We start from the raw sequence: 26,047 nt of genomic DNA, 5'->3' as shown, positions 1-26,047 counted from the left end.
CGCACTCCCTTGGGTTGTCAAATTCCATCATGACACTCACGCCGCCAGGGGGCCTGGGTCGCGTTGGTCGTCGCCCAATTCGTCGATCTCGCCGCTGGCGGCCGGCAGGGGGATCTCGATCGAGGTGACCACATGGATCACATCGCGCAGGCGCATGGAATCGGCAAACCAGCCCATGGCCTGCTCGGTGTCGCCGCGACGCTCGGCGTCGGTGGCCTGCTCTTCATGGGCTTCCGCCAGCAGGGCCAGCCAGCAGAGGCAGCGGGCCTGCACCACCGAAAGGTCGAGCTCATCGGGCTGGCTGTCAGCGATGCGCTCGCTCTCCTGCTGCACCAGCAGCCGCAGACGCAGATCGTGAAGCTGGGTCATCGCGGTCAGACGACTGGAACCACGCTAGCCCCGGTGGCCGAAATGGGTAGACCACCACCCGTAGCGCTCACTACCAGCAACGCAGAAAGCGCAGCGGCTGGGACCAGAAGCGGGGCTGGCGGGACTCGAACCCACGACCTACGGTTTAGGAAACCGTCGCTCTATCCGGCTGAGCTACAGCCCCCCGCGACCATCCCGCAAGACGTCCGCAGGGGCATTATGGGATGTGAAAGCAGGCGAGGTGATCGCGATCAGGGCTGGGGTCCTTCTGCGGAGGAGCCCCAGCGCCTGGTTGAGGAAAGTCCGGGCTCCCCAATGGCCAGGCTTGCTGGGTAACGCCCAGTGCGGGTGACCGTGAGGACAGTGCCACAGAAACACACCGCCGATGGCAGGGGGCTCGCCCCCTGATCAGGCAAGGGTGCAAGGGTGCGGTAAGAGCGCACCAGCAGCATCGAGAGGTGCTGGCTCGGTAAACCCCGGCTGGGAGCAAGGCCAAGGGACAACGGTTGGCCATGACACCCGTCCCGCTTCAAGTGCGCCGCTCGAGGCCGCCGGTAACGGCGGTCCCAGACAGATGATCACCCCCCGCCCCTGGCCTCCGGGCTTGCGGCGGGAGAACAGAACCCGGCTTACGTCCTGCTTTCACCCTTTGCTCCAGCCCGCGATCCCCTCCAGCCATGGGACCCGAACGCCACCAGCAGTTGGTTGCCTTCCTGCGGTCCTTAGACCTGGAACCCGGCAACCGCAATCTTGCTCCCATTGAGGAGGCCCTCACCCACACGTCCGCGGGCCGGGCCGTCAACCACGAGCGGCTGGAGTTTCTGGGCGACGCCGTGCTGCGGCTAGCGGCCTCCGAATTCCTACAGCAGCACTATCCGAGCTTGAGTGTGGGGCGCTGCTCAGCCCTACGGGCCCAGCTGGTGAGCGACCGCTGGCTGGCCGAACTGGGCGAGCGCTGCGGCATCGAAGCCATGCTGCACCTGGGTCCGATGGCCAGCGGCGACCGGGCCGGACAGGCCACCGTGCGGGCGGAATGCTGCGAAGCCCTGCTGGGCGGCCTCTATGAGGCCTGGGGTGCCGGCCAGGGCGGCCTGGAGCCAGTGCACCGCTGGCTCACCCCCCACTGGCAGCGCAGCAGCGCCGAACTGCTGGCCGATCCAGACCGCCACAACTGGAAGTCAGCCCTGCAGGAATGGACCCAGGCCGCTGGGCTGGGCCTGCCCCACTACAGCTGCGAGGAGTGCAGCCAGATCCACGCCGACCCATGCCGCTTTCGCTGCACGGTGACGGTTTGCGGCCCTGGAGTCGCGGTGAACGGGGATCACGAAGGCTGGGGCCGCTCGCGGCGTAGCGCCGAACAGGAAGCGGCTCGCGCCGCCCTGGCGGTGCTCAAGCCTGCTCGAGAATCTTGAGCGGCATGGTGACCAGCTTGTCCCAGTTGCCCCCCTCAAACAGCACGGCAGCCTGCTGGCCGCTGATGCGCTGCACGAAGCCCCGGTAGCCGTTGTAAATCGAGCGGCCGTCGCGCACCACCACGGTGGAGCCCGGCAGGATCGGCAACAGGTCGGCCATGGTTCAGGCGAGGCGTGGGGTCATTATCGGGGGAGAAGGACCGGCGAGGGAATCAGACGGGCATGGCTGATCTGAGCGACACCGATCGTCCCGGCGACTCCCCCCAAGACGAGCTCATGGTGGTGGGCAAGATCGTGGCCGCCCAGGGACTAATGGGGGAACTGCGGATCCTGCCCCTCAGCGATTTCCCCGAACGCTTCACCCGGGCCGGACAACGCTGGCTGCAGCGGCGCGACGAGGATCCGCGGCTGGTGGAGCTGCGGGGCGGGCGCCAGCTGCCGGGCAAGGGGCTGTTTGTGGTGCGGCTGGCCGATGTCGAAAGCCGCGAGGCGGCCGAAGCCCTGGTGGGCGAGCAGCTGTTGGTGCGCGCCAACGACCGGCCCAAGCTGGCCCGAGGAGAATTCCACCTGCTCGATCTGGTGGGCACCGAAGTGCGGCTGCTGGAAACGGGGCAGGTGATCGGACGGGTCTGCGACCTGATCCACGCCGGCAATGACCTGCTGGAGGTGGAGCAGGCCAGCCCGAGTGGTCCGCGGCGTTTGCTGATCCCCTTCGTGAAGGCGATTGTGCCCGAAGTGCACCTGAGCGAAGGCTGGGTTGGCATTACCCCGCCACCGGGGCTGCTGGAGCTGGGGATGGCGCAGGAGAAAAGCCGAGGAGAGCCGGCCTGAACCCTCTTCCCGGCTTCCTCCTGAATTCTGTACAGGCTGTACAGAATTCAGGAGGCCTTGCGCAACACCTCTGCAGGCGAAGCGCCGCCTGGGCTGCTGAAATAGCCGTAGGCCTGGCTTCCACCCCCGCGCGATGACAAGTCTTGTACCGGTGATCCTGTGCGGCGGCACCGGCACGCGGCTGTGGCCGCTCTCGCGGGCCAGCTATCCCAAGCAGTACTGGCCCCTGGCTGGCAACGGCGAAGACACCCTGCTGCAGCAAACCCAGCAGCGCCTGAAGGGCCTGCCAGGGCTGGCGCCACCACTGCTGATCTGCAACGAGGACCACCGCTTCATCGTGGCCGAGCAGATGCGCCAGATCGGCGTCGAGCCCGCCGGCATCCTGCTGGAGCCGATCGGCCGCAACACCGCTCCGGCCGTGGCGGTGGCGGCCCTACAGGCCACGGCCCAGGGCGACGATCCGCTGCTGCTGGTGCTGGCGGCCGACCATGTGATCCGGGATGCGGCCGCCTTCCGCGCGGCGGTTGTCGCCGGTGCGGCAGCCGCCGAGGCGGGACAACTGGTGACCTTTGGGATCGTGCCCACCGCCCCGGAGACGGGCTACGGCTACATCGAAGCTGCCCACGCGTTGACGGATGCCAGCGCGCCGGTGCCGATCGCCCGCTTTGTGGAGAAGCCGGATCGGGCCACCGCCGAGGCGTTTCTGGCCACGGGCCGCTTCACCTGGAACAGCGGCATGTTCCTGTTCAAGGCCAGCGCCATCCTGGCGGAGCTGGAGCGGCTGGCCCCTGAGGTGGTGAATGCCTGCCGCGCCGCGCTGGAGCAGGACAGCGCCGATCTCGATTTCCTGCGGCTGGAGCGGGAAGCCTTTGCCGGCTGCCCGAACGTGGCCCTCGACGTGGCCGTGATGGAGCGCACCGACCGCGGCGCTGTGCTGCCGCTGGAGGCGGGCTGGAGCGATGTGGGCAGCTGGAGCGCCCTGTGGGAAACGGCCGCGGAGCGCGACGCGCAAGGCAACGTGCTGCGGGGCCGGGTGATCCACGAAGACGCCCGCAATTGCTACCTGCGCAGCGAGCACCGGCTGGTGGTGGGCCTCGGGGTGGAAGACCTGGTGGTGGTGGAAACGGATGATGTGGTGCTGGTGGCCCACCGCGACCGGGCCCAGGACATCAAAAGCATCGTGGGGCTGCTGGAGCGGGAGGGCGCGCCGGAAAGCAAGGCCCACCGCAAGATCTACCGGCCATGGGGGTCGTACGACGGGATCACCGAAGGTGAGCGCTGGCAGGTGAAAACGATCGTGGTTAATCCGGGGGCGAGCCTGTCGCTGCAGATGCACCACCACCGCGCCGAGCACTGGATCGTGGTGAAGGGAACGGCGGTCGTGGAGAAGGACGGCCGCCAGGAGCTGGTGGGCGAAAACCAGAGCACCTACATCCCCCTGGGCTGCCGCCACCGCCTCTCCAACCCCGGCAAGATCCCGGTGGAACTGATCGAGGTGCAGAGCGGCCCCTACCTGGGCGAAGACGACATCGTGCGCTTTGAAGACCGCTATGGCCGCAGCGACACCGTCGCCGCTACTCAACCGTGACGCTCTTGGCCAGGTTGCGGGGCTGATCCACATCCAGACCCCGGTGGGCGGCAATGTGATAGCTGAGCAACTGCATCGGAATCACCGTCAGAAGCGGGCTGAGCAGCTCATCGACCACCGGCACCGGCAGCAGCACATCAAATAGCTCGGCATCGGGGCAATCGGGGGCCACGCCAATCAACTGGGCATCGCGGGCCTTGGCCTCCTGGGCGTTGCTCAGCACCTTCTCGAACACAAGCCCGGGCACCGCGATCGACACCACCGGCACCTTCGCGTCGAGCAGGGCGATCGGGCCATGCTTCATCTCGCCGGCCGGATAGCCCTCGGCGTGGATATAGCTGATCTCCTTGAGCTTCAGCGCACCCTCCAGGGCGATCGGGTAGTTGATCCCCCGCCCCAGGAAGATCACATCCTGGGTGCCCTCAAAGCGGTGGGCCAGGGCGGCGCAGCGCTGGTCGTGATCGGCCACCAAGGCTTCGAGCTGCTGGGGTAGCTGCCGCAACGCCGCCGCCAGGGCCTTGAGCTCCTCGCGGCTGCGGCCCGACGTGCCACCCCCCTGGCGCTGGCCCACCCGCCGCTCGGCAAAGGCCAGGGCCAGGCCGTAGAAGGCCAGCAGCTGCCCCAGAAACGTCTTGGTGGCCGCCACGCCCACCTCAATGCCGGCGCCGATGTCGAGGATGTGGTCCACCATCCGCGCCAAGGAGCTTTCCGGCCGGTTGGTGATTCCCAGCAACCGCGGCGCAAAAGCCGGATCGGCCACCAGCTGGCGCCGCTCCTGCTCCATCGCCAGAGCCGCCAACGTGTCGGCCGTTTCGCCGGATTGGGTGACGCCGATCGTGAGGGTGTGGGGCGTCAGCGGCGGCGGCGCATAGCGGAATTCACTGGCGTAGAAGACGCTGGTGGGAATGCCGGCCAGCTGCTCGAGCAGGTAGGCCCCCACCTGGGCGGCATGGCGACTGGTGCCGCAGGCCAGGATCTGGATCCGCTCCACCCCCTCCAACACCTCCGCCGCCAGCGGCAGCGCCACCAAAGGTGTTGCTTGCCCGACCACAGCCTCCGGCAGGTGGCGGGCCACCCACAGGGCCGCGGTTTCGGGCTGCTCGTGGATCTCTTTGAGCATGAAGTGGCGGAAGCTGCGCTTGTCCACCACGTGTTCGGTGCCGCTCAGCAGGCTGGGGCTGCGCTGCACCCGCTCCCCGTCGGCGTCGTAAAGCTCGATGCCCAAGGGGGTGAGCAGGGCCACCTCGCCGTCCTCCATCGGCAGGATCGTGCGGGTGAAACCCGCCAGCGCCGGGGTGTCGCTGGCGCAGAGAAATTCCCCTTCCCCCAGGCCGATCAACAACGGCGCCGCCTTGCGGGCCACCACCAGGGCCCCAGGCGCTTCGGCCCACACCACCGCCAGGGCGTAGGCGCCGTGCAGCAGGGGCAGCACCTCCTGCACCGCCTGCAGCAGCAGGCTGCCGCTGGCCACCCGGGCTCGCCCGCCTTGCACGCCCGCCTGCAGCCGCGCCAATTGACGGGCCAGCAGGTGGGGGATCACCTCGGTGTCCGTCTCGGAGCGGAACACCACCCCTTCCGCCTGCAGCTCCTCGCGGAGGGTGCGGTAGTTCTCAATGATGCCGTTCTGCACCACCGCCAGCTGGCCGCTGCCATCGAGATGGGGATGGGCGTTGCGCTCCTCTGGCTTGCCGTGGGTGGCCCAGCGGGTGTGGCCGATGCCGCAGTGCCCGGGAGCTCCCTGGGCCTCGAATCGCGCCGTGAGGTTGACCAACTTGCCCTCGGCCTTGAGGCAGTGCAGCCGGCCCGGCCCCGCATCCGCCTGGGCATCCACCGTGGCGATCCCGGCCGAGTCGTAGCCCCGGTATTCCAGCTGGCGCAGACCCTCCAGCAGCTGGGGAGCCGCCTCCCGCGATCCGATCAGGGCAACGATGCCGCACATAGGGCTGGGCCAGCGAGGGGCGCAAGAGGGGGCGCAACAAAAAAGCCCGGCGAGGGGCCGGGCTTGAGCTTATTGGCAGTGGCGCCGAGGGACAGGACTCAGTACGAGAGGCCCATCGAGCGGCTGGTTTCGTCGCCCAGGTACACCCGGATGCTGAGGAAGTCGGTGGGACAGGCGGTTTCGCAGCGCTTGCAACCCACGCAGTCTTCGGTGCGGGGCGACGAAGCGATCTGACCGGCCTTGCAACCGTCCCAGGGCACCATCTCGAGCACGTCGAGCGGGCAGGCACGCACGCACTGGGTGCAGCCGATGCAGGTGTCGTAGATCTTGACGGCGTGGGACATTGGGCCTCGATGGGGAGGTGGCCGATAACAAACGGCGTGAGGCCAACGTACCCAAAGCTTTCGAGCCCGCAGCAGAGCCCGCGACAGCCCGTCACCCTTGTTCATACGCCGCGGAGCGACCCGCAGGGCGACCCGTAGAGTGCGTCGACTCTCACAGCGGCCATGTCCCAGGAAGCGATCTTCGAGAAAGTGCGCTCGATCGTTGCCGAGCAGCTCAGCGTGGATGCCGGTGACGTCAAGCCCGAATCCAACTTCCAAAACGATCTCGGCGCTGACTCCCTCGACACCGTCGAGCTGGTGATGGCCCTCGAAGAGGCCTTCGACATCGAAATCCCAGACGAAGCCGCCGAAGGCATCACCACCGTGGGTGACGCCGTCAAGTTCATCCAGGACAAGCAGGCCTGAGCCACCCCATGGTGCAGGGTCTCCAGCGCGTCGTCGTCACCGGTCTCGGCGCGATCACACCGATCGGCAACGACGTTCCCAGTTACTGGGAGGGGTTGCGTTCGGCGCGCAATGGCGTAGCGGGGATCACCCTGTTTGACGCCAGTCGCCATGCCTGCCGGTTTGCGGCCGAGGTGAAAAACTTCGACCCCTCCGGCTGGCTGGAACCCAAGGAATCCAAGCGCTGGGATCGCTTCTGCCAGTTCGGGGTGGTGGCGGCCAAGCAGGCCGTCGCCCATGCGGGCCTCACGATCGACGCCTCCAACCAACATCGGGTTGGCACGGCCATCGGCTCCGGCGTCGGCGGACTGCTGATGATGGAAACCCAGGCCCAGGTGCTCAACGATCGCGGTCCGGATCGGGTCAGCCCGTTCTGCGTGCCGATGATGATTCCGAACATGGCCACAGGTCTGACGGCCATCGCCCTGGGGGCGAAGGGACCGAGCACCGCCGTGGCCACCGCCTGCGCCGCCGGCTCCAATGCCATCGGCGATGCCTACCGCCTGATCCAGCTGGGCCTGGCCGACGTGATGATTGCCGGCGGGGCTGAGTCGGCCATCACTCCCTTGGGTGTGGCTGGATTTGCCAGCGCCAAGGCCCTGTCGTTCCGCAACGACGACCCCGCCACAGCCAGCCGCCCCTTTGATACCGAGCGCAACGGTTTCGTGATCGGCGAAGGAGCCGGGGTGCTGGTGCTCGAGAGCCTCGAACACGCCCAGGCCCGCGGCGCCACGATCCTGGCCGAAGTGGTGGGCTACGGCATGACCTGCGACGCCCACCACATCACGTCACCCTCCCCTGGCGGCGTTGGTGGTGCCGAGGCGATGCGCCTGGCCCTGCGGGATGCCCAACTGGAGCCCGAAGCGGTCGACTACGTCAACGCCCATGGCACCAGCACCCAGGCCAACGACAGCAACGAGACCTCGGCCATCAAGAGCGCCCTCGGCGCGCACGCCTATCAGATTCCGGTGAGCTCCACCAAGTCGATGACCGGCCACCTCCTCGGAGGCAGCGGTGGCATCGAAGCGGTGGCGGCTGTGCTGGCGATGGAGCACAACCTGGTGCCGCCTACCATCAACTACCAAAATCCGGATCCAGCCTGTGATCTGGATGTGGTTCCCAACCAGGCCCGGGAACACACCCTCAACGTGGTGCTCTCCAATTCCTTCGGGTTTGGCGGTCACAACGTCTGCCTGGCGTTCCGCCGCATGGCGTGACCCTCCTCCCTCCCTAAACCCTCAAAGCCATGGTCGTCGCCCCCTCCACGTCCGTCGAGTCGCTCTGCGTCAACAGCATCCGCTTCCTGGCGATCGACGCGATCAACAAGTCGAACTCCGGCCACCCTGGACTGCCGATGGGCTGCGCACCCATGGCCTTCGCGCTGTGGGACAAGGTGCTCAAGCACAACCCCAAGAACCCCAAGTGGTTCAACCGCGACCGCTTCGTGCTGTCGGCCGGCCATGGCTGCATGCTGCTGTACGCGCTGCTGCACCTCACCGGCTACGACTCGGTGACCCTGGACGACATCAAGCAGTTCCGCCAGTGGGGCAGCCGCACCCCTGGGCACCCCGAAACCTTCGAGACAGCCGGCGTTGAGGTCACCACCGGCCCCCTCGGCCAGGGCATCTCCAATGCCGTGGGTCTGGCGATCGCCGAAGCCCACCTGGCCGCCAAGTTCAACAAACCCGGCTGCGAACTCGTCGATCACTACACCTACGTGATCATGGGTGACGGCTGCCATCAGGAGGGCGTGAGCGGTGAGGCTGCTTCCCTGGCCGGCCACCTGGGCCTGGGCAAGCTGATCGCCCTCTACGACGACAACCACATCACCATCGATGGCAACACCGCGGTGTCGTTCACCGAGGATGTGCTGAAGCGCTACGAGGCCTACGGCTGGCACGTCCAGCACGTGGCGGATGGCAACACCGACGTGGCCGGCATCGCCCGGGCGATCGAGGCCGCCAAGGCCGTGACCGACAAGCCCAGCCTGATCAAGGTGACCACCACCATCGGCTATGGCTCCCCCAACAAGGCCAACACCGCCGGGGTGCACGGTGCCGCCCTCGGCGCCGATGAAGCCGAACTCACCCGCAAGGCCCTCGACTGGAGCTACGGCGCATTTGAGGTGCCGCAAGACGCTTACGACCACTGGCGCCAGGCCATCAGCCGCGGTGAAGCCCTCGAAGCCGCCTGGAACGCCACCCTGGCCTCCTACCGCAGCCAATACCCCGCCGAAGCGGCTGAATTTGAGCGCCAGCTGCGCGGTGAACTGCCCCAGGGCTGGGATGCCTCCCTGCCCAGCTTCAGCCCCGAGGACAAGGGCCTCGCCACCCGCCAGCACTCCTACAACGCGCTGAACGCCTTCGGCCCCAACCTGCCCGAGCTGATCGGCGGCTCCGCCGATCTCACCCACTCCAACCTCACCGACATCAAGGGCGAGGCCAGCTTCCAGAAAGGTGGTGAGGCCAACCGCTACCTGCACTTCGGTGTGCGCGAGCACGCCATGGCGGCGATCATGAACGGCATCGCTTACCACGGCAGCGGCCTGATCCCCTACGGCGGCACCTTCCTGGTGTTCGCTGGCTACATGATCGGTGCCATGCGCCTCTCGGCCCTGAGCGAGCTGGGTGTGATCTATGTGCTGACGCACGACTCGATCGGCCTGGGCGAAGACGGCCCCACCCACCAGCCGGTGGAAACCCTCGCCAACCTGCGCGCCATCCCCAATCTTCTGGTGATGCGCCCCGGCGACGGCAACGAAACCATGGGCGCCTACCAGGTGGCCGTGACCAACCGCAAGCGCCCCACGGTGCTGGCCCTCAGCCGCCAGGCGATGGCCAACCAACCCGGTTCGGCAGCAGCCCATGTGGCCAAGGGCGGCTACATCCTGGAAGACAGCAACGGCAGCCTCGATCTGATCCTGATCGGCACCGGCACTGAGCTGGAGCTCTGCACCAAGGCCGCCGCCCAGCTGCGCGCCGAAGGCAAGAACGTCCGCGTGGTGTCGATGCCCTGCGTCGACCTGTTTGAAGAGCAGGACGCCGCCTACCGCGAGAGCGTGCTGCCCGCCGCCTGCCGCAAGCGCCTGGTGGTGGAAGCCTCCAGCTCCTTCGGCTGGCACAAGTACGTGGGCTTCGACGGTGACACCGTCTCGATCGACCGCTTTGGCGCCTCCGCCCCCGGCCCGGTGTGCCTGGAGAAGTTCGGCTTCACCGTCGACAACGTGGTGGCCAAGGCCAAGGCCCTGGGCTGATCCGCCAGGCTGGCCTGCTCCTGCTGCGCATCCGTTTCAAGCCCCGCCGCAAGGTGGGGCTTTTTTTGGCCTCTCTCGGGAGAAGCCAGTGTCAATGGGAATGGACCCTAAGCTGAACCCATGGGACTGATCCGCGGCACCGTTTCCATCAGCAACCCCACCAAGCCGGAGCTGGCTGCCCTCGAAGTTTCAGCGCTGGCAGACAGTAGAGCGGTGCATCTATGCATCCCCGAACATCTAGCGCTCCAGCTCAGCCTGGGCGAGTTGGAGCGCCGCGAGGTGGTGTTGGCCGACGGCCATCGCCGCACGGTGCCCTATGTGGGTCCGGTAGAGGTGCGCTTCCGCAACCGCCGTTGTTTCACCGGTGCCATGGTGCTAGGCAATGAAGTGCTGTTGGGCGCCATCCCCATGGAGGACATGGACCTAGTACTGCGGCCCCAGCTGCAGAGCCTGGATGTGAACCCTGAAAGCCCCAATATCCCGCTAAGCCTGGCGAAGTAAGGCCAGGCTGCATGACTGTGCCGAAGCGGATCAAACCGGCGCTGGCTCACCTGTTGGCTGCGCGGCTTTGGCTTTCTGCTCCGCCAGCACCTGCTCCAGCCCTTCCAGATCCGCGTCGGTGATCTTGGTCTGCATCGGGCAGTGCTTGGGGCCGCACATCGAGCAGAACTCGGCCTGTTTGTAGATGTCGGCCGGCAGGGTTTCGTCGTGATACTCACGGGCCCGCTCGGGATCCAGCGAGAGATCGAACTGCTTGTTCCAGTCGAAGGCGTAGCGAGCGCGGCTGAGTTCGTCGTCGCGGTCGCGGGCCCCCGGGCGGTGGCGGGCGATGTCGGCGGCGTGGGCGGCGATCTTGTAGGCGATCAGGCCCTCGCGCACGTCTTCGGCGTTGGGCAGGCCGAGGTGCTCCTTCGGGGTCACATAGCAGAGCATCGCCGTGCCATACCAGCCGGCCATCGCGGCGCCGATGGCGCTGGTGATGTGGTCGTAGCCGGGGGCGATGTCGGTCACCAGCGGGCCCAGCACATAGAAGGGGGCTTCGCTGCACTCCTCCATCTGCTTTTTGACGTTGAACTCGATCTGATCCATCGGCACGTGGCCCGGACCCTCCACCATCACCTGGATGTCGTGCTCCCAGGCGCGGCGGGTGAGCTGGCCCAGGGTTTTCAGCTCCGCCAGCTGGGCGGCGTCGGAGGCGTCGTGCTGGCAACCCGGCCGCAGCGAATCGCCCAGGGAGAAGCTGCAGTCGTAGCGCTTGAAGATTTCGATGATGTCATCGAAATGGGTGAACAGGGGGTTCTGTTTGTGGTGATACAGCATCCACTGGGCCAGGATCCCGCCGCCACGGCTGACGATGCCGGTGAGGCGACCCTTCACCAAGGGCAGGTGCTCAATCAGCAGACCGGCGTGGATCGTCTGGTAATCGACCCCCTGCTGACAGTGCTTCTCAATGATGTGCAGGAAGTCGTCGGCGTCGAGCTTCTCGATTGAGCCATGCACGCTCTCGAGCGCCTGATACACGGGCACCGTGCCGATCGGCACCGGCGAGGCGTTGATGATTGCTGTGCGCACCTCATCGAGGTTGACGCCGCCGGTGGAGAGATCCATCACCGTGTCGGCGCCGTATTTCACCGCCAGGCGCAGTTTGGCCACCTCCTCCTCAAGATCGGACGCGTTGGGGGAAGCGCCGATGTTGGCGTTCACCTTGCAGCGGCTGGCGATGCCGATCGCCATCGGCTCCAGATTGGTGTGGTTGATGTTGGCCGGGATGATCATCCGGCCCCGCGCCACCTCCTCCGTCACCAGCGATTCGGGCAGGTTCTCCCGCTTGGCCACATAGGCCATCTCTTCGGTCACCACGCCCTGGCGGGCGTAATGCATCTGGGAATAGTTCGCGGTGCCGCGACGCTTCTCAATCCAGGCGCTGCGCATGATGGGCGGTGGCGAAGAACAGGGGACCGCAAAAGAGCGGTGAGGGGGGTCCTGTGCCGATGCCGAGTTCGTTTCCACTTCCCTGCGCCGGCATGACCCGGATCAGGTTCGGAGGGTGTGATCTCAGCCCGAAGCTGCACGGCTAATTGGGCCGGCAGCGGGGCACCCCTAGTGACAGGTAAAACCTAGCAAGCCCGCAAGAGGCTGGGACCTCTAAAGGAGACGCGGGTCAGGGTCGTCGGGATTCAGAGCTGTCAGGATTTTGTTCACTGTACAGAATCTGGACACACCCGAAACAGCCTCACCCACTAGGGCCTCAGCGCTGCAACCCGTTCAGCGCGGCGGCCACCACCCGGTGGTCGGTGTCGCCCTGAAGCTGTTGCAGCAGGCTGCGGGCTTCGGCATCGCCGCGGTCGCGCACCAGACGGCCGAGGATCTCGGCCCCGCCCACCCGCACGGTGCCATCGGCGTCGGTGATGGCCATCGCCGCGAGCTCCAGCAGCCAGGCCGGATCAATGGCTGGCTGCTCGGCCAGGGCCGAGAGGATGCTGCAGCGCACCAGCCACTGCTGATCGGCGGCAAACACATCCCGCAGCAGGGGCCAGGATCGCTCCAGCGAATGGCTCACCAGGGAGTTGGCCGCTTCGGCGCGCACGTTGGCGTCCTCGTCGTGCTGCATGGCGTTCACCAGCGCCTGCCAACCCGCCTCGCTCTGCTTCACCCCCAGGCCGGCGCAGCTCAGCGAGCGCACCATGAACATGCCCTGCTCCAGGCCCAGCAGCAGCAGGGGCACGGCCTGTTCAACCGGCACCTCCCGCAGGCCCACCAGGGCCGGCATGGCCCGGCTGGGATCACCGGACACGATGGCGTCCCGCAGGGCGGACAGATCGGGAGAGGGAAGGGTCATACCTCTCCATCGTGGCGCAGGGCCGCCAGCAACTCCCGCCACCGCCGCCGCTGGCCCAGGGCGCTGGTCACGAGCAGGCCCGTGCCAATCAGCAGCGCCGGCAAGGCTGGCAAGCGATCAACGCCGCGGCGCTGCAGCAGCACCAACAAGGCCAACAGGATCAACAGGGGCGAGGAGAGGGCCAGCAACCCCCGCAACCAGGGCCGGCGCCTCATGGCCGCCGCTCCATCCAACGCAGCAGGCTCCAGGTGAGCACCCGGATGCCCACCGGCAACGACGCCTCATTGGGGGCAAAGGTGTTGCTGTGCAAAGGCGTGCACCCATCAGGCCCCGCCACCCCGAGCCGAAACATCGTGCCGCGGGTGCCCTCGAGCAGCTGGGCAAAATCCTCAGCGCCGAGGGAGGGCTGCTCCAGCCATTGCACCTGGGGCCGGCCCAGCAGCTCCACCGCCGCCTCGGCCACCAGTTCGGTGAGGGCCGGATCGTTGTGCACCGGCGGCGAGATCACCCGGTAACGCACCCGCGCCGCGCCGCCATGGCCCTGGCAGAGGGCGTGCACGGTGTCTTCAATCCAGCCCGGCAGCTGGGCGTGCACGTCGGTGTCGAGGCAGCGCACGGTGCCCAGCAGGCGCACATGGTCGGCAATCACGTTGAAGGCCTTGCCGCCCTCAATGCGCCCGAAGCTCACCACCACCGGGTGCAGGGCATCGAGCCGGCGGCTGATCGCCTCCTGCAGCCCGCTCACCACCCGCGCCGCAATCCAGATGGCATCGGTGCTCTGGTGGGGCCGGGCGCCGTGGCCGCCCTCGCCCAGCACCTCCACCTCCAGCTCCCCCGCCGCGGCCGTGAGGCTGCCGCTGCGCACCCCGATCGTGCCCGCCGGCAGGGTGGGAAATACGTGCACGCCAAACAAAGCGTCCACGTCCTCCATGGCGCCATCAGCCTTCATCCAGGCTGCCCCCTGGGCCGTTTCCTCGGCGGGTTGAAACAGCAGCCGCACCCGGGCCGTGAGCCGCTCGGGATGGCGCTCGGCCAGCCCTCCAAGCAAGCAGGCCACCCCAAGCCCGACCGCGGTGTGCAGGTCGTGGCCGCAGGCATGCATCAGCCCCTGCTGGGTGGAGGCGTAGTCGAGGCCGGTGCGCTCCTCCACTGGCAGGGCATCCATGTCCACCCGCAGGGCCACCAGGGGCGTGGGGCTGCCATCGGCCAGCTGCTGGGGCCCCAGCTCGGCCACCACCCCGGTGCGTCCAACGCCCTCGCGCACCTGCCAGCCCCAGCGGCGCAGTTCACCGGCCACCAAGGCGGCGGTCTGCTGCTCGTGGCCGCTGAGCTCGGGATGGCGGTGAATGTGGCGCCGCAGCTGGATCAGCACCGGCAACACCCCAGCCAGAGCTTCCTCGAGCCCAAGCGCTTGCCAAGTCAGGGTGCAGGGTGGAGCCGTCATTCAGGAGGCAGTCATCGAGCAGGCCGTCATTCAGGAGGCCGTCATTCAGGAAACAAGGGCCAGGAATTGCGCCAGCGCTTCCACCGGCTCGGGGGGCCAGCGCCGCGTCGATCGCAACCATTCTTGCTGCCGGTAGCGCGGATCGAGACCCGAAGCGGCGGCCCAGTTGCTCTCGGCCTCGCCACTGGCCCCCTTCTGCCAGAGCAGGGCCGTGAGCGCGGCACGGGCGTCGGCAAACAGGGGGTAGCGGCGGATCAGGTTGCGCAGCTCCCGCTCCGCCTCAGCCCTGTCCCCCAGCTGGAAGGCGGCCAGGGCGGCACTGGAGCGGGCCATGGCAAAACCGGGCCGGGCCAGGGACGCCGCCTCAAAGCAGCGGCGCGCTGCCTCCCAGTCGCCCAGCGAACCCTGCACATTGCCGAGGTTGTAGAGGGCCGAAGCCCGCGGTTCGCCCGCATCGCTCGGGGCCCGCTCCAGGATCCAGCGGTAGTCGGCCTCGGCGGCGGCCCACTCGCCCAGGGCCTCCTCGGCGGTGCCGCGGTTGAGATGGGGGTCGGGACTGTCGCCATCGAGGGCCATCGCCTTGGTTTGATCGGCGATGGCGGCCCGGGGGTCGCCGAGGGCCAGCTGCACATTGCCGCGGTTGCTCCAGGCCGCTGCATCATTCGGCGCCACCTCCAGCACCTGATTCCAGAGCGGTAGGGCCTCGCTGAAACGCCCCTCGCGGCTGGCACTGAGGGCCTGATCAAACAGCTGGGGCAGCAGCAACTGCACCCCCAGCAGCAGGGCCAGCAGGGTGGACATCACAGAGAGCTGCTCATGAAAGGGGCCCGCTCATGCCGCCGCTCCAGCGGGCCAGCCCAGGTGGCGGCGGCCCGCCGGGGTGACGATCCGGCCCCGGGGGGTGCGCTGCAGAAAACCCAGCTGCAGCAGGTAGGGCTCCACCACCGCTTCCAGGGTGGCGGAATCTTCCCCCAGGCCCGCCGCGAGGGTGTCGAGGCCCACCGGGCCGCCGCCGTAGCCCTCCAGCATCAAGGTGAGCAGGCGCCGGTCGCTGGCATCGAGGCCGCGGTCGTCAACGCGGTGCAGGCTGAGGGCCTCGGCCACCAGCGAAGCGCCAATGCGGCCATGACCCCGCACCGAGGCCACATCGCGCACCCGCCGCAGCAGGCGGTTGGCGATACGGGGGGTGCCGCGGCAACGGCGGGCCACCTCCAGTGCGGCGTCGGCCTCGAGCGCGATCTGCAGCAGGCCCGCGGCCCGCTCCACGATCGCCTGCAGATCGTCCAGGCCGTAAAACTCCAGCCGCTGGATCAGGCCGAAGCGATCCCGCAGCGGCGAACTCAGGGAGCCGGCCCTGGTGGTGGCCCCCACCAGGGTGAAGGGCGGCAGCTCCAGGCTGCGGGTGCGGGCCGTGGTGCCCTTGCCCACGGTGAGGTCGAGGCGGAAGTCCTCCATAGCCGGATAGAGGATCTCCTCAGCCACCCGATTGAGCCGGTGAATCTCGTCGATGAACAGCAGCTCGTGGGGCTGCAGGTTGACCAGCAGGCCGACGATGTCGCGGGGGCGCTCCAGGGCCGGCGCACTGGTGATGCGGCAGCGCACCCCCAGCTCCTCAGCCAGCACCAGGGCCATGGTGGTTTTGCCCAGGCCCGGCGGGCCGTAGAGCAGCACGTGGTCGAGCGCCTCCTGGCGGGCGCGGGTGGCCTCCACGGCGATGGCCAGCACCTGCTTGAGCTCGCTCTGACCGATGTAGTCGGCCAGGCGCCGGGGCCGCAGGCCGTCTTCCCGGGCGGGCGCCACCCCCTCCGGCACGGGGGTGGGATCCACCAGGCGCGGCGGCGCGTCCGGGCGCCTGGGCTCGTGGCTGGGGCGGCCGCGGGGCGCCGGGGATCCCGAGGAAACAATCGCCATGAAGCGAGGGTACCGGGGGCTCCCTAGGGTCGGGAGATCGAAGGGACGGTTGCGGAGCAGCGATGGCCAAGGGCGGGGGCAAGAAGAGCGCCAAGGCCCAGCGCGATGCCGCCAACAAGCTGCTGGCCGACAACCGCTTTGCTCGCCACCAGTACGAGATCCTCGAAACGCTGGAGTGCGGCATTGAGCTGTTCGGCACGGAGGTGAAGTCGATCCGGGCCGGCCAGTGCAACCTGCGCGACGGCTTCTGCCTGATCCGCAAGGGGGAGCTGCAGCTGCACAACGTGCACATCTCGCCCCACAGCCATGCCGGGGCCTACTTCAACCACGAGCCCCTGCGGGTGCGCAAACTGCTGGCCCAACGCCGCGAGATCGACAAACTGCGGGTGGGGCTCGAGCAGAAGGGCCTCACCCTGATCCCGCTCAACCTGCATCTCAAGGGCTCCTGGATCAAGCTGACCATCGGCCTGGCCAAGGGCCGCAAGCTGCACGACAAGCGCCACGAGGAACGGCGCAAGCAGGACATCAAGGACGCCAAGGTCGCCATCGCCCGGCTCTGAATTCAGGGGGCCGGGGGCGCAGCCTGTGTGCGGATGCCTCTCCGGGATTCTGTACAGGCTGTACAGAATCCCGGAGACGGAACTCGGGAGACGCGCAACCCAGCAACCACCCCGGCTGGGCTCAATTCACTGCCGGTGGCACCGGCGGTGGCGGAGCAGCGACAGGCTGTGCGGGCACCGGCACGGTGGTCGGGACCTGCGGCGTCTCCAACTGGTCCGCCGGCGCCGGCGCTGAGGGCTCAGGGGCGGCCACCGGTGCCGGCGGATCCGCCCGCAGCGACAAGGTGATCAGGGCCGGCGCGACGCCCTCGTTGGTGACCAGCAGCTGCACCGGCGAGCGCTTCTGCACCCCCAGGCTCACCACCCGCAGGGGGCCCTTGGCCTCCAGCAGGTCGCCATCGGGGCCGAACACGCTCATCTGCATCAGGGGCGAGCCGTTTACCCCCAGCACCAGCCGGTAGCCGGGCGGCAGCCGCACCGGGAACAGCCGCGCCCCACCGGCCTCTACTTGGGCCGAGAGCACCCGGGTTTCCTGGGGCTGGGCCTGAATCGCCTCGATCTGAACATTGGCCAGGCTCTGCTCGGCCGCAGCAAACCAAAGCTGACGGAAGGGTTCAGCAGGAATGTCGGCGCCGGGGCGGCCCGGCAGCAGGCTCTGGGCACTGCCCGACACCAGCTGGCGCAGCACCGCGGGGCTGAGCCCCTGGCTCACCAGGGCCTGCTGGCGCCGCTCCCAGTCGGCATTGGTGTAACTGCCCAGGCGACGGCGGATCTCAAGGGGCAGCTGCTCCACCCGGGCCAGCCACTCCTCGGCGAGTTCGTTCCACACCTTGCGTAAGGGCGCATCTTCGAGGGAGTCGCTGGGCAGGCGGCCGCCCCGCTCCGGAAACTGGGCCAGCAGGCTGGCGTCCACCAACTTCAAAAACCAACCCCGATCCACCTGCATCGCCCGCAGCCGGTTGAGCAGCTGCTGGCGCTGATCCACCTCAGCGGGCGGCAGGCTGCTGGGCAGCTGCAGGGCCGCGTCGGGGGTGGGCAGGGCCAAGCGGCCGCGGCTCAGCCACCACCAGCCCAGGGCGGTGCCCACCACGGCCGAGAGCACCAGGGCGATCACCACCGGCCAAATGCCGCCCTCGGCGGCCTCCTCCCGCTCCTCCAAACGCGTGCGCAGGGCTGCGGGCGGTGAGGGAGGGGTGAGCGGTGGCAGCTCCGGCTCAGGGGGAGGAGGTGGCGGCTCCGGGGCTGGCGGTGGCTCGGGGGCCTGGGGCGGGGGGGCAGCCACGGGCGGGGGCACCAGAGCCACGGTGCGATCGGCGCGGGCCACTGGGCCGGTGCTCTCGGGCATGGGCAGGGTCTGGAACGCCGCCAGGGCCTGGGAGGCCGAGGCAAAGCGCTCGCCGCTCTCGCGCTCCAGCAGGCGAGCGATCTGGGCCTGAAGGGCCGGCTCGGCGCTGAGGCTGGCCGGCCAGCGCCAGGCGAGGGTGACCGGATCGAGCAGCCGGGCCGGCTCGTCGCCGCTCAGCAGCACCAGGGCCACCGCCCCCAGGGCATGGAGATCCATCCAGGGCTCGAGCTCAGCCGCGCGGGCCCGCTCCGGCGGTGCATAGCCCGGTGTGGCGGCCGGGGTGCCGGCCACCAGGCCGAAATCCAGCAGCACCGGCAGGCCATCGCTGTCGCGGCGCAGCAGGTTGGCGGGGCTGAGATCGCCGTGCACCAGCTCCTGGCTGTGCAACACCGCCAGCACCGGCAGCAGCTGACGCAGCAGCAACAGCACCTCGCCGGCACCAAACACCAGCTGGCGCTCGGCGCGAGCCGCCAGCAGTTGCTGGTAGGTGCGGCCGGCCTGCCATTCGCGCACCAGCCACAACCCCTCGGCCGCCGGGATCACCGCCCCCAGCCGCGGCACCTGGGGATGGAGCACCCCCTGCAGCCGGCCCCAGCGCTGGCGGGCCCGCTCCGGATCGATGCCGGGTCCCAGCAGCCGCAGGGCCATGGGCGCCTCGGACGCCAGCTGGTCGCTGGCGCGCCATAGCTCCCCCTGGGGAGCCTCGCCCGGGGAGGCGGCACTGAGGCACTGCTCAAGCCGGTAGCGATCGCCGATCAGCTGGCCCACCTGCGCTGCCATCAGGCTGCTCCTGCGGCGAGAGCCCGCTGGGGCTGGTGCAGCCCCTTGGCGGCCAGCCACGCAGCGTCGTAGAGGCGTGAGCGGTAGCGATCGCCGCTGTCGCACAGCACCGTGACGATCGTGTGGCCCGGGCCAAGGCGCCGGGCGGTTTCCACCGCCGCGGCCACGTTGATGCCCACCGAGCCCCCCAGGAACAGGCCCTCCTGCCACAGCAGCCGGTAGATCGTCTCGAGGGCGGTTTGGTCGTCGATGCGCACGGCGTCATCGATGGGGGCGCCCTCCAGGTTGGCGGTGACGCGGCTGTTGCCAATCCCCTCGGTGATCGAACTGCCCTCGCTGCTGAGCTCACCCCGGGTGACCCAGGCGTGCAAGGCACTGCCATGGGGATCGGCCAGCACGCAGTGCACCGCTGGGTTCTGCTCCTTGAGGTAGAGCGCCACGCCGGCGTAGGTGCCGCCGGTGCCGGTGGCCGCCACCCAGGCATCCACCTGGCCCTCGGTTTGCTGCCAGATCTCCGGGCCGGTGGAGTGGTAGTGGGCGCGGCGGTTGGCCAGGTTGTCGAACTGGTTGGCCCACACGGCGCCGGGCGTTTCGGCGGCAATGCGGCCCGAGAGCCTCACGTAGTTGTTGGGGTCGCGGTAGGGCACCGCCGGCACCGTGCGCACCTCAGCGCCGAGGCTGCGCAGCAGGCCGATCTTCTCGGCCGACTGGGTGTCGGGAATCACGATCAGCGCCTTGTAACCACGGGCATTGCAGAGGTGGGTGAGGCCGATGCCGGTGTTGCCGGCGGTGCCCTCCACCACGGTGCCGCCGGGCTGCAGCAGCCCCTGCTCCTCAGCCTCCAGCAGGATGCCGAGGGCCGCGCGGTCCTTGACCGAGCCGCCGGGGTTCATGAACTCGGCCTTGCCGAGAATCTGGCAGCCGGTGGCTTCGCTGAGGGCATGGAGCCGAATCAGGGGCGTGTTGCCAACGGCGCCCACGAACCCTGAAGTGATGCCGGCCATACCCGCGTGCTTTGCGTGGCGGGATCGTAGGCAAGGCCTCTAGGGTCGGGCCTGAATTCAGCCGGGATAGGCGGCGGCGGAATGGGGCAGGAGCTGGGGGCGCAGTACACACAGGTGCGCCAGCACAGCCTCGCCCTGGTGGCGCCCCTGGAGCCAGAAGACCTGTGCCTGCAAGGGATGGCAGACGCCAGCCCGCCCAAGTGGCACCTGGGCCACACCACCTGGTTTTTTGAGCAATTTCTGCTGCGCCCCCAACAAGACGCTGGGGTGGCCTTGGGCTACACACCGGCGCCAGCGGCCTGGAATTTTCTGTTCAACAGCTATTACGACGCCGTCGGCGCCCGCCACCCCCGGCCCCAGCGGGGCTTGCTCAGCCGGCCGGCGCTGGCGGAGGTGCTGGCCTGGCGGCAGCGGGTGGATGGGGCCGTGCTGGCCCTGCTGGCGCAGCTGGAGCCCGGCGATCCCCGGCTGGAGCTGGTGGAGCTGGGTCTGCAGCACGAGCAGCAGCACCAGGAGCTGCTGCTGATGGACCTGCTCGATGGCTTCTCGCACAACCCGCTCGAGCCGGCCTACGCACCCCAGCCGGAAGACGCCTACCGCCGCGCAGTGCCAGATGGGGCGGAGGCCCAGGCGCCCGTCTGGCTGCAGCACGGGGGTGGGCTGGTGGAGATCGGCCATCCGGAGGGAGCCGGCGGCCCCGAGAGCCCGGCAGGCTCCTTCCATTTCGACAACGAAGCGCCCCGGCACCGCCAGTGGCTCGAACCCTTTGCGCTCAGCTCCCGCCTGGTGAGCAACGGCGACTTTGAGGCCTTCATCGCCGATGGCGGCTACCGGCGACCGGAGCTGTGGATGAGCGAGGGCTGGGCGGAGGTGCAGGCGCGGGGCTGGCAGGGGCCGCGCTATTGGCGCGACGGCGAGGAGTTTTCGCTGGCGGGGCGGCAGCCGCGGCGGGCCGAGCTGCCGGTGCGACACCTGAGCTGGTTTGAAGCCGACGCCTACGCCCGCTGGGCCGGCGCCCGGCTGCCCAGCGAGGCGGAATGGGAGTTGCTGGCGCCCCAGCTGGAGCAAGCCTTCGGGGTGCTGTGGCAATGGACCGCCAGCCCCTACCGGCCCTATCCGGGCTTCGCGCCGGCCGCCGGGGCGGTGGGGGAATACAACGGCAAGTTCATGAGTTCCCAGATGGTGCTGCGCGGCAGTTGCTTCCTCACCCCCGCCGGCCACGCGCGGCCCACCTACCGCAACTTCTATCCACCGGCGAGCCGCTGGATGGCCGCTGGCCTGCGCCTGGCCCAAGAGCTGCCATGACGGTGCAGAGCCACCACGACCTGATCGACCTCCACCCGGAACCGGCCGACATGCGGCGGCTGGTGCGCGAGGGCATGGCGCAGCGGCCCCGCCAGCTGCCGGCTTGGTTGCTCTACGACGCCGAGGGCTCGCGGCTGTTTGAGGCGATCTGCGAGCAGCCGGAATACGGCCTCACCCGCACCGAAACGGCCCTGCTGGAGGAGCGGGCCCCGGAGCTGGCAGCGGCCCTGGGGGCGGGGGTGCTGGTGGAATTCGGCGCCGGCAATGCCCGCAAAGTGGGGCCCCTGCTGGAAGCGCTGCGGCCGCCGGCCTACGTCGCCCTCGACATCAGCGCCGAGCATCTGCAGCAGAGCTGCGTGGCCCTGCAGGTCCGTTACCCGGCGGTGCCGGTGCTCGGCATCTGCTGCGACTACAGCCAGCTGCAGGACCTGCCCGAACACCCGCTGCTGCAGGGCCAGCGGCGGCTGGGCTTCTACCCCGGCAGCTCAATCGGCAACTTCAGCCCCGAGGAGGCGCGGGTGCTGCTGGTGCAGCTGCGGCAGCTGCTGGGGCCAGGTGCCCGGCTGCTGATCGGCATCGACCAGCCCAAGGCCGTGGCAAGGCTGGAGGCCGCCTACAACGATGCCGCCGGCGTGTCGGCCGCCTTTGCCCGCAACCTGCTGGTGCGGCTTAACCGCGACCTGGCGGGCAGCTTCAACCCCGAGGCCTTCGCCTACACCGCCTGGTGGCAGCCCGAACACAGCCGCATCGCCATGGCCCTGGTGAGCCGCCAGGCGCAGACCGTGCAGCTGGCGGGGGAGGCCTGGCGCTTCGCCGCGGGCGAGCCGCTGATCACCGAATACAGCGTCAAGTACGACCCGGAGGCCTTTCTCGCCCTCGCCGCGTGCGCCGGCTGGCGGGGCGCCGGCCGCTGGAGCGATCCAGCCGGCGATCTCTCGCTGCACCTGCTGGTAACGGCAGACTCCTAGCCAGAGGCAAGAGCGCCATGGGTCGTGAAGAGCAACGGGCCACCATGCGCCAGGTGCGCGAAGGTCTGATCGCCGAGCTCGAGGAGCTGTATCGGGACGCCTTCGACCGCATCAGCAACCACGACCTCGGCGAGGGAGCCATCGCCCGGCTCACCCAACTGCTGCTGCGCTCCCGCGAGGCGGCGATCACGCCGCTGCAGCAGGAGATCGAAGCGCCGTTGATCACCAGCCCCGCCGGCAGCCCGGCCCCCGAACCCGATCCCCAGGCCGCCCCGTGAGCTGGCTCGACGAACTGGAGGCGCGGCTGGACCAGCAGCTGGAGAGCTTTTTGCGGGCCAACCCGGCCCAGGAAGCCCTGCTGGAGGAGCAGGAAGCGCGTGATCGCCAGGCCAAGCTGGTGGGGCAGCGACGCCAGTTGCAGCGGCAGGCGGAGCAGGAGCGCCAGGCCCTGCTGCAACTGGCCAACGAGATCCGGCGCTGGCAGGAGCGGGTGATCAAGGCCCGGGCCGCCGGTGCCACCGCCCTGGCCGAACGCGCCGAAGCCCACCAGCAAGGCCTGATGGAGCAGGGCCGCCAGCGCTGGCAACACCTGAGCGAGCTGGGGGTGAGCTTCGCGGCGGTGGAGCGCGACCTGGGCGAACTGGAGAGCCGGCCGCGCCCGCCACGGGCCTCCAGCCTCGAGCAGGACTGGGCCGCCTTTGAAGCCGAGCAGGCCTTAGAGCAGTTGCGACGGCGTCAGGCCTGAGAACACCGCGATCGAGGACACCGTCGAGGCCACCCCCGATCGCGCTCTCCTGAAATCTGTACAAGCTGTACAGAATCCAAGAGAGCTCAAAATCCCAGCAGCTCTCACCAGGGCCGGCAACACGCTCAAGAGTCTGTTGCCCGACGCCGAAGCGCTCTATCTCAGCGCCGTGGCCCTCAAGGAGCGCCTGGGGCTGGCGATCTATCGGCTTTCGTTCAGGCCTTGGGAGCCGGAGGCACCAGGCTGACGCCATCGGGCGGCGGCGTGGGGTCGGGATCGGCGATCAGCATGTGCTGCAGCACGATCTCGGGACGTTCACTGTCGCGCCAGCGGATCCGGTAGGCGGGCATCTTGGTGCCGCGGCTGGTGGTCTGCTCCACCGGCTCCATCACCCAGCCCCGGCGCGAGCGACCCTGGGGGTTGCGCTTCACCACAGCATCCGCGTGTTTGAAGCGAAAACCGACGCGCTCGCCACTCATGGAATCGCTGGCCCCCTAATGGGGGATATTGCCTACTGAAGTCATTATCCCATTGCGCTCGGCCGCGCCTCGGGACGCAACAGCGGGAAGGCGATCACATCGCGGATCGAGGGGCTGTCGGTGAGCAGCATCACCAGCCGGTCGATGCCGATGCCCAGGCCGCCCGTGGGGGGCATGCCCACCTCCAGGGCCTGGAGGAAGTCTTCATCCACCTGCTGGGCTTCGTCGTCGCCAGCGGCCTTGCGGGCCTGCTGGGCCTCCAGGCGCTGACGCTGATCCACTGGGTCGATCAGCTCGCTGAAGGCATTGGCGGTTTCCCGGCCGACGATGAACAGCTCGAAGCGCTCCACCATCCCCGGCTTGCTGCGGTGGGCCCGGGCCAGGGGCGAATTTTCCACGGGGTAATCGAGCACGAAGGTGGGCTGGATCAAGTCGGCCTCCACCCGCTGCTCAAAGGCCTCCACCAGCAGCCGGCCCACCGAATCCGCCAGGGCCGGCACCTCCAGCCCCTGGGCCGCCATCGCCGCAGCAGCCTCCTCGCGGCTGCCAAAGCTGGTGAAATCCAGGCCCGTGGCGTGCTGCACCAGCTCGTGCATCGTGGCCCGACGCCAGGGGGCGGTGAGATCAATCTCGGCGCCCTGGTAGCTGATCTGGGTGGTGCCACACACCTGCTGGCACAGGTGGGCAATCAGCTGCTCCGTGAGCGCCATCATGTCGGTGTAGTCGGCGTAGGCCTGGTAGATCTCCACCGAGGTGAACTCGGGGTTGTGGCGGGTGCTGATCCCCTCGTTGCGAAAGATCCGGCCCAGCTCGTACACCCGCTCGAAGCCGCCCACCACCAGCCGCTTGAGGTGCAGCTCGGTGGCGATGCGCAGGGTGAGGGGCAGATCGAGGGCGTTGTGGTGGGTTTCAAATGGCCGGGCATCGGCACCGCCCGGCACGCTCTGCAGCACCGGCGTTTCGATCTCCAGGAAGTCGCGCTCATCGAGCCAGCGGCGCATGGCGCTCACCGCCAGGGCCCGGCGCCGGAAGGTTTCGCGGGTGTCGGGGGACACGATCAGATCCAGGTAGCGCTGGCGGTAGCGCTTCTCCACATCCGCCAGGCCGTGCCACTTGTCGGGTAGGGGCTGCAGCGATTTGGTGAGCATGGTCCAGCCCTTCACCTTCACCGACAGCTCACCACGATCGGTGCGGCGCAGGCTGCCCTGCACACCGATCAGGTCGCCCGCATCCACCAGCGCGGTGAGGTGGGAGAAGGCTTCGGGATCCTCCGGCATGGAGGCCGCCAGGGTGGCCTTCTCAATAAACAGCTGGATCGGGCCGGTCTCATCGGCCAGGGTGAAGAAGGCGAGCTTGCCCATCACCCGACGGGTCATCACCCGGCCGGCCACGGCCACCGACACATCGCGCTCCTCGCCGTTGGCCAGGTCGGCGTGGGCCTGCTGCAACGCGGCGGTGCGGTGCGTGGGTTCGAAACGCAGGGCATAGGGTCCCTGGCCCAAGGCCGCCAGGGCTGCGGCTTTCTCCAGACGGGTCTCGCGCAGCTCCGACAAGGCAGACAGGGGGCTCAACCGGCCCATCCTGCAGGAACGCCCGACGGCGGGATCAGGCGGGCTGTTGTGCCTCAGGCAGGCTGTTGTGCGTCAGGCATTAGCCGCCAGGCCCGACTCGGCCATGCGCTGGGAGGCGTAACCGGTGCCGCGCACGGTGAGGATCAGCTCCGGGTTGCGCGGATCGGGCTCGAGCTTGCCGCGCAGGCGGGCGACATACACGTCCACCACCCGCAGGTCGGCTGCGCGGCGGGGCGGGTAGCCCCAGAGCTGCTCGAGGATCTCAGCCCGCGGCACCACCCGGCCCGGCTCGCGGAACAGCAGCTCCAGCAGGCTGAATTCGGTGTAGGTGAGGCCGATGCGCTCACCATCGCGGGTCACCTGACGGCGGTTGGTGTCGACCACCAGATCGCCCACCCGCAACACGCCGCTGCCGCTCTGCACCTCGCGCAGCTCCGTGGAGGCCGAACCCCGGCCCACCCGGCGCAGGATCGTGGCGATGCGGGCCTCGAGCTCCTTGGGGCTGAAGGGCTTGGGCAGGTAGTCGTCGGCACCGAGATCCAGACCCGACACCCGCTCCGCAATGGCATCGAGGGCCGAGAGGAAAATAATCGGCACGCAGGATTCGGCCCGCAAGCGCCGGCAGACCGCAAAGCCATCGAGCTTGGGCAGCATCACGTCGAGCACGACGAGATCGGGCTGCTCCTGGTGGAACAGGCTGAGGGCCTCTTCACCGTCCTCGGCACAGATCACCCGGTAGCCGGCCAGCTGCAGGCGCATCACCAGCACCCGGCGCACCGCCGCCTCATCGTCCACCACCATCACGGTGGCCTTCGGCTCTACCGGGCCAGTCCTAAACATGTCGGAGGAGGCGCCGGCGAAGGGCTCAGCGGCAAAGGGCTCAGCAGCCGCTGGACGAAACGCCCGATCCCCCGAA

At 68.7% G+C, this 26,047-nt stretch carries 27 protein-coding genes, 1 tRNA gene, 1 other RNA gene and 1 riboswitch; of the genes, 13 read left to right on the top strand and 16 right to left on the bottom strand.

Annotated features, from left to right (window positions below; all coding sequences use genetic code 11):
* Nucleotides 1-36: 36 nt before the first annotated feature.
* Nucleotides 37-369 (bottom strand): hypothetical protein, encoded by a 333-nt coding sequence (locus tag CJZ78_RS01235; protein WP_094559062.1) that lies wholly within the window; start codon nt 367-369, stop codon nt 37-39.
* A gap of 110 nt (nt 370-479) precedes the next feature.
* Nucleotides 480-553, bottom strand: a tRNA-Arg gene (locus CJZ78_RS01230).
* 44 nt (nt 554-597) lie between these two features.
* Here CJZ78_RS01230 and rnpB point away from each other — a divergent pair.
* Both rnpB and CJZ78_RS01220 read left to right on the top strand, forming a co-directional pair.
* Nucleotides 598-1,017: RNase P RNA component class A (rnpB, locus tag CJZ78_RS01225), an RNA gene on the top strand.
* Nucleotides 1,018-1,046: 29 nt separating this feature from the next.
* The gene (locus tag CJZ78_RS01220) at nt 1,047-1,781 is read left to right on the top strand and encodes a ribonuclease III family protein (protein WP_094559061.1); all 735 of its coding nucleotides are present in this window, start codon (nt 1,047-1,049) and stop codon (nt 1,779-1,781) included.
* Here CJZ78_RS01220 and CJZ78_RS01215 read toward each other — a convergent pair.
* Nucleotides 1,759-1,941: an NAD(P)H dehydrogenase subunit NdhS gene (locus CJZ78_RS01215; RefSeq protein ID WP_094559060.1), complete on the bottom strand. Its 183-nt coding sequence runs from the start codon at nt 1,939-1,941 to the stop codon at nt 1,759-1,761. The genes CJZ78_RS01220 and CJZ78_RS01215 overlap by 23 nt on opposite strands.
* A 62-nt stretch (nt 1,942-2,003) precedes the next feature.
* Between CJZ78_RS01215 and rimM the strand changes: the two genes are divergently transcribed.
* Nucleotides 2,004-2,612 (top strand): ribosome maturation factor RimM, encoded by a 609-nt coding sequence (rimM, locus tag CJZ78_RS01210; RefSeq protein WP_094559059.1) that lies wholly within the window; start codon nt 2,004-2,006, stop codon nt 2,610-2,612.
* A gap of 133 nt (nt 2,613-2,745) precedes the next feature.
* Entirely contained in the window at nt 2,746-4,200 is a 1,455-nt protein-coding gene (locus CJZ78_RS01205; RefSeq protein ID WP_094559058.1) for a mannose-1-phosphate guanylyltransferase/mannose-6-phosphate isomerase, read from the top strand.
* Here CJZ78_RS01205 and glmS read toward each other — a convergent pair.
* The gene (gene glmS, locus CJZ78_RS01200) at nt 4,187-6,139 is read right to left on the bottom strand and encodes a glutamine--fructose-6-phosphate transaminase (isomerizing) (RefSeq protein WP_094559057.1); all 1,953 of its coding nucleotides are present in this window, start codon (nt 6,137-6,139) and stop codon (nt 4,187-4,189) included. The two genes, CJZ78_RS01205 and glmS, sit on opposite strands and share 14 nt — an antisense overlap.
* A 98-nt stretch (nt 6,140-6,237) precedes the next feature.
* Nucleotides 6,238-6,483 carry a photosystem I iron-sulfur center protein PsaC gene (gene psaC / locus CJZ78_RS01195; protein WP_006042515.1) on the bottom strand — a complete coding sequence of 82 codons (246 nt, stop codon included), beginning with the start codon at nt 6,481-6,483 and terminating at the stop codon, nt 6,238-6,240.
* Between the two features lie 162 nt (nt 6,484-6,645).
* Here psaC and acpP point away from each other — a divergent pair, with 162 nt between their 5' ends.
* From acpP to CJZ78_RS01175, 4 genes are all read left to right on the top strand, one after another.
* Nucleotides 6,646-6,888 carry an acyl carrier protein gene (gene acpP, locus CJZ78_RS01190; RefSeq protein WP_094559056.1) on the top strand — a complete coding sequence of 81 codons (243 nt, stop codon included), beginning with the start codon at nt 6,646-6,648 and terminating at the stop codon, nt 6,886-6,888.
* An 8-nt stretch (nt 6,889-6,896) separates the two neighbouring features.
* A complete protein-coding gene (fabF, locus tag CJZ78_RS01185; protein ID WP_094559055.1) occupies nt 6,897-8,144 on the top strand; it encodes a beta-ketoacyl-ACP synthase II in 1,248 nt (415 codons plus the stop codon).
* A 29-nt stretch (nt 8,145-8,173) separates the two neighbouring features.
* Complete coding sequence (gene tkt, locus CJZ78_RS01180; RefSeq protein WP_094559054.1) at nt 8,174-10,180, top strand: transketolase; 2,007 nt, start codon at nt 8,174-8,176, stop codon at nt 10,178-10,180.
* Nucleotides 10,181-10,300: 120 nt separating this feature from the next.
* The gene (locus CJZ78_RS01175; protein WP_094559053.1) at nt 10,301-10,681 is read left to right on the top strand and encodes a clan AA aspartic protease; all 381 of its coding nucleotides are present in this window, start codon (nt 10,301-10,303) and stop codon (nt 10,679-10,681) included.
* 30 nt (nt 10,682-10,711) lie between these two features.
* On the opposite strand, the gene thiC is transcribed toward CJZ78_RS01175, so the two are convergent.
* The 6 genes from thiC to ruvB all read right to left on the bottom strand — a co-directional run bounded on the left by thiC (nt 10,712) and on the right by ruvB (nt 16,374).
* Complete coding sequence (thiC, locus tag CJZ78_RS01170) at nt 10,712-12,112, bottom strand: phosphomethylpyrimidine synthase ThiC (RefSeq protein WP_094559052.1); 1,401 nt, start codon at nt 12,110-12,112, stop codon at nt 10,712-10,714.
* A 62-nt stretch (nt 12,113-12,174) separates the two neighbouring features.
* Nucleotides 12,175-12,292: riboswitch (TPP riboswitch) on the bottom strand.
* Between the two features lie 136 nt (nt 12,293-12,428).
* Nucleotides 12,429-13,019 carry a HEAT repeat domain-containing protein gene (locus tag CJZ78_RS01165; RefSeq protein ID WP_094559051.1) on the bottom strand — a complete coding sequence of 197 codons (591 nt, stop codon included), beginning with the start codon at nt 13,017-13,019 and terminating at the stop codon, nt 12,429-12,431.
* Nucleotides 13,016-13,234: a DUF3188 domain-containing protein gene (locus CJZ78_RS01160; protein ID WP_094559222.1), complete on the bottom strand. Its 219-nt coding sequence runs from the start codon at nt 13,232-13,234 to the stop codon at nt 13,016-13,018. Before CJZ78_RS01160 ends, CJZ78_RS01165 begins: the two co-directional genes overlap by 4 nt.
* Nucleotides 13,231-14,463 carry an amidohydrolase gene (locus CJZ78_RS01155; protein ID WP_094559050.1) on the bottom strand — a complete coding sequence of 411 codons (1,233 nt, stop codon included), beginning with the start codon at nt 14,461-14,463 and terminating at the stop codon, nt 13,231-13,233. The genes CJZ78_RS01160 and CJZ78_RS01155 overlap by 4 nt, the downstream gene beginning before the upstream one ends.
* 45 nt (nt 14,464-14,508) lie before the next feature.
* Nucleotides 14,509-15,264 (bottom strand): tetratricopeptide repeat protein, encoded by a 756-nt coding sequence (locus CJZ78_RS01150; RefSeq protein ID WP_094559049.1) that lies wholly within the window; start codon nt 15,262-15,264, stop codon nt 14,509-14,511.
* A gap of 30 nt (nt 15,265-15,294) precedes the next feature.
* A complete protein-coding gene (ruvB, locus tag CJZ78_RS01145; protein ID WP_094559048.1) occupies nt 15,295-16,374 on the bottom strand; it encodes a Holliday junction branch migration DNA helicase RuvB in 1,080 nt (359 codons plus the stop codon).
* 62 nt (nt 16,375-16,436) lie between these two features.
* Between ruvB and smpB the strand changes: the two genes are divergently transcribed.
* On the top strand, nt 16,437-16,934 hold the full coding sequence (smpB, locus tag CJZ78_RS01140) for an SsrA-binding protein SmpB (RefSeq protein ID WP_094559047.1): 498 nt from the start codon (nt 16,437-16,439) through the stop codon (nt 16,932-16,934).
* A gap of 121 nt (nt 16,935-17,055) precedes the next feature.
* Here smpB and CJZ78_RS01135 read toward each other — a convergent pair whose 3' ends face one another.
* Together CJZ78_RS01135 and CJZ78_RS01130 are read right to left on the bottom strand one after the other, a co-directional pair.
* Nucleotides 17,056-19,059 (bottom strand): serine/threonine protein kinase, encoded by a 2,004-nt coding sequence (locus tag CJZ78_RS01135; protein ID WP_094559046.1) that lies wholly within the window; start codon nt 19,057-19,059, stop codon nt 17,056-17,058.
* Nucleotides 19,059-20,063: a cysteine synthase A gene (locus CJZ78_RS01130; protein ID WP_094559045.1), complete on the bottom strand. Its 1,005-nt coding sequence runs from the start codon at nt 20,061-20,063 to the stop codon at nt 19,059-19,061. The genes CJZ78_RS01135 and CJZ78_RS01130 overlap by 1 nt, the downstream gene beginning before the upstream one ends.
* Nucleotides 20,064-20,144: 81 nt before the next feature.
* Between CJZ78_RS01130 and egtB the strand changes: the two genes are divergently transcribed.
* The 4 genes from egtB to CJZ78_RS01110 are packed head-to-tail and all read left to right on the top strand — an operon-like array spanning nt 20,145 to nt 23,081.
* Nucleotides 20,145-21,368 (top strand): ergothioneine biosynthesis protein EgtB, encoded by a 1,224-nt coding sequence (gene egtB / locus CJZ78_RS01125; protein ID WP_094559044.1) that lies wholly within the window; start codon nt 20,145-20,147, stop codon nt 21,366-21,368.
* On the top strand, nt 21,365-22,336 hold the full coding sequence (egtD, locus tag CJZ78_RS01120; protein ID WP_233128392.1) for an L-histidine N(alpha)-methyltransferase: 972 nt from the start codon (nt 21,365-21,367) through the stop codon (nt 22,334-22,336). The genes egtB and egtD overlap by 4 nt, the downstream gene beginning before the upstream one ends.
* A 17-nt stretch (nt 22,337-22,353) precedes the next feature.
* Nucleotides 22,354-22,614 carry a hercynine metabolism small protein gene (locus CJZ78_RS01115; protein WP_094559043.1) on the top strand — a complete coding sequence of 87 codons (261 nt, stop codon included), beginning with the start codon at nt 22,354-22,356 and terminating at the stop codon, nt 22,612-22,614.
* Nucleotides 22,611-23,081, top strand: coding sequence for a hercynine metabolism protein (locus CJZ78_RS01110; RefSeq protein WP_094559042.1), 471 nt, complete (start codon nt 22,611-22,613; stop codon nt 23,079-23,081). Before CJZ78_RS01115 ends, CJZ78_RS01110 begins: the two co-directional genes overlap by 4 nt.
* A 215-nt stretch (nt 23,082-23,296) precedes the next feature.
* On the opposite strand, the gene CJZ78_RS01105 is transcribed toward CJZ78_RS01110, so the two are convergent.
* The 3 genes from CJZ78_RS01105 to rpaB form a co-directional block, all read right to left on the bottom strand.
* Entirely contained in the window at nt 23,297-23,560 is a 264-nt protein-coding gene (locus tag CJZ78_RS01105) for a hypothetical protein (protein WP_094559041.1), read from the bottom strand.
* A 44-nt stretch (nt 23,561-23,604) separates the two neighbouring features.
* Nucleotides 23,605-25,113, bottom strand: coding sequence for a lysine--tRNA ligase (lysS, locus tag CJZ78_RS01100; protein WP_094559220.1), 1,509 nt, complete (start codon nt 25,111-25,113; stop codon nt 23,605-23,607).
* Between the two features lie 90 nt (nt 25,114-25,203).
* The gene (gene rpaB / locus CJZ78_RS01095; RefSeq protein WP_094559219.1) at nt 25,204-25,971 is read right to left on the bottom strand and encodes a response regulator transcription factor RpaB; all 768 of its coding nucleotides are present in this window, start codon (nt 25,969-25,971) and stop codon (nt 25,204-25,206) included.
* Nucleotides 25,972-26,047 lie beyond the last annotated feature (76 nt).

Source organism: Synechococcus sp. 8F6 (genome assembly GCF_002252665.1).
Lineage (GTDB): Bacteria > Cyanobacteriota > Cyanobacteriia > PCC-6307 > Cyanobiaceae > Cyanobium_A.
This window is presented reverse-complemented; position numbering and strand designations above follow the sequence as displayed.

Bases quoted from the DNA above. Each gene is read 5' to 3' on its own strand.
- CJZ78_RS01135 (WP_094559046.1), bottom strand. From the start codon at position 19,059: ATGGCAGCGCAGGTGGGCCAGCTGATCGGCGATCGCTACCGGCTTGAG.
- egtD (WP_233128392.1), top strand. From the start codon at position 21,365: ATGACGGTGCAGAGCCACCACGACCTGATCGACCTCCACCCGGAACCG.
- CJZ78_RS01175 (WP_094559053.1), top strand. From the start codon at position 10,301: ATGGGACTGATCCGCGGCACCGTTTCCATCAGCAACCCCACCAAGCCG.
- CJZ78_RS01105 (WP_094559041.1), bottom strand. From the start codon at position 23,560: ATGAGTGGCGAGCGCGTCGGTTTTCGCTTCAAACACGCGGATGCTGTG.
- CJZ78_RS01155 (WP_094559050.1), bottom strand. From the start codon at position 14,463: ATGACGGCTCCACCCTGCACCCTGACTTGGCAAGCGCTTGGGCTCGAG.
- fabF (WP_094559055.1), top strand. From the start codon at position 6,897: ATGGTGCAGGGTCTCCAGCGCGTCGTCGTCACCGGTCTCGGCGCGATC.
- CJZ78_RS01165 (WP_094559051.1), bottom strand. From the start codon at position 13,019: ATGACCCTTCCCTCTCCCGATCTGTCCGCCCTGCGGGACGCCATCGTG.
- acpP (WP_094559056.1), top strand. From the start codon at position 6,646: ATGTCCCAGGAAGCGATCTTCGAGAAAGTGCGCTCGATCGTTGCCGAG.
- rimM (WP_094559059.1), top strand. From the start codon at position 2,004: ATGGCTGATCTGAGCGACACCGATCGTCCCGGCGACTCCCCCCAAGAC.
- CJZ78_RS01220 (WP_094559061.1), top strand. From the start codon at position 1,047: ATGGGACCCGAACGCCACCAGCAGTTGGTTGCCTTCCTGCGGTCCTTA.
- rpaB (WP_094559219.1), bottom strand. From the start codon at position 25,971: ATGTTTAGGACTGGCCCGGTAGAGCCGAAGGCCACCGTGATGGTGGTG.
- ruvB (WP_094559048.1), bottom strand. From the start codon at position 16,374: ATGGCGATTGTTTCCTCGGGATCCCCGGCGCCCCGCGGCCGCCCCAGC.
- CJZ78_RS01150 (WP_094559049.1), bottom strand. From the start codon at position 15,264: ATGTCCACCCTGCTGGCCCTGCTGCTGGGGGTGCAGTTGCTGCTGCCC.
- CJZ78_RS01205 (WP_094559058.1), top strand. From the start codon at position 2,746: ATGACAAGTCTTGTACCGGTGATCCTGTGCGGCGGCACCGGCACGCGG.
- CJZ78_RS01160 (WP_094559222.1), bottom strand. From the start codon at position 13,234: ATGAGGCGCCGGCCCTGGTTGCGGGGGTTGCTGGCCCTCTCCTCGCCC.
- psaC (WP_006042515.1), bottom strand. From the start codon at position 6,483: ATGTCCCACGCCGTCAAGATCTACGACACCTGCATCGGCTGCACCCAG.
- CJZ78_RS01130 (WP_094559045.1), bottom strand. From the start codon at position 20,063: ATGGCCGGCATCACTTCAGGGTTCGTGGGCGCCGTTGGCAACACGCCC.
- CJZ78_RS01115 (WP_094559043.1), top strand. From the start codon at position 22,354: ATGGGTCGTGAAGAGCAACGGGCCACCATGCGCCAGGTGCGCGAAGGT.
- CJZ78_RS01235 (WP_094559062.1), bottom strand. From the start codon at position 369: ATGACCCAGCTTCACGATCTGCGTCTGCGGCTGCTGGTGCAGCAGGAG.
- egtB (WP_094559044.1), top strand. From the start codon at position 20,145: ATGGGGCAGGAGCTGGGGGCGCAGTACACACAGGTGCGCCAGCACAGC.
- tkt (WP_094559054.1), top strand. From the start codon at position 8,174: ATGGTCGTCGCCCCCTCCACGTCCGTCGAGTCGCTCTGCGTCAACAGC.
- smpB (WP_094559047.1), top strand. From the start codon at position 16,437: ATGGCCAAGGGCGGGGGCAAGAAGAGCGCCAAGGCCCAGCGCGATGCC.
- thiC (WP_094559052.1), bottom strand. From the start codon at position 12,112: ATGCGCAGCGCCTGGATTGAGAAGCGTCGCGGCACCGCGAACTATTCC.
- glmS (WP_094559057.1), bottom strand. From the start codon at position 6,139: ATGTGCGGCATCGTTGCCCTGATCGGATCGCGGGAGGCGGCTCCCCAG.
- CJZ78_RS01215 (WP_094559060.1), bottom strand. From the start codon at position 1,941: ATGGCCGACCTGTTGCCGATCCTGCCGGGCTCCACCGTGGTGGTGCGC.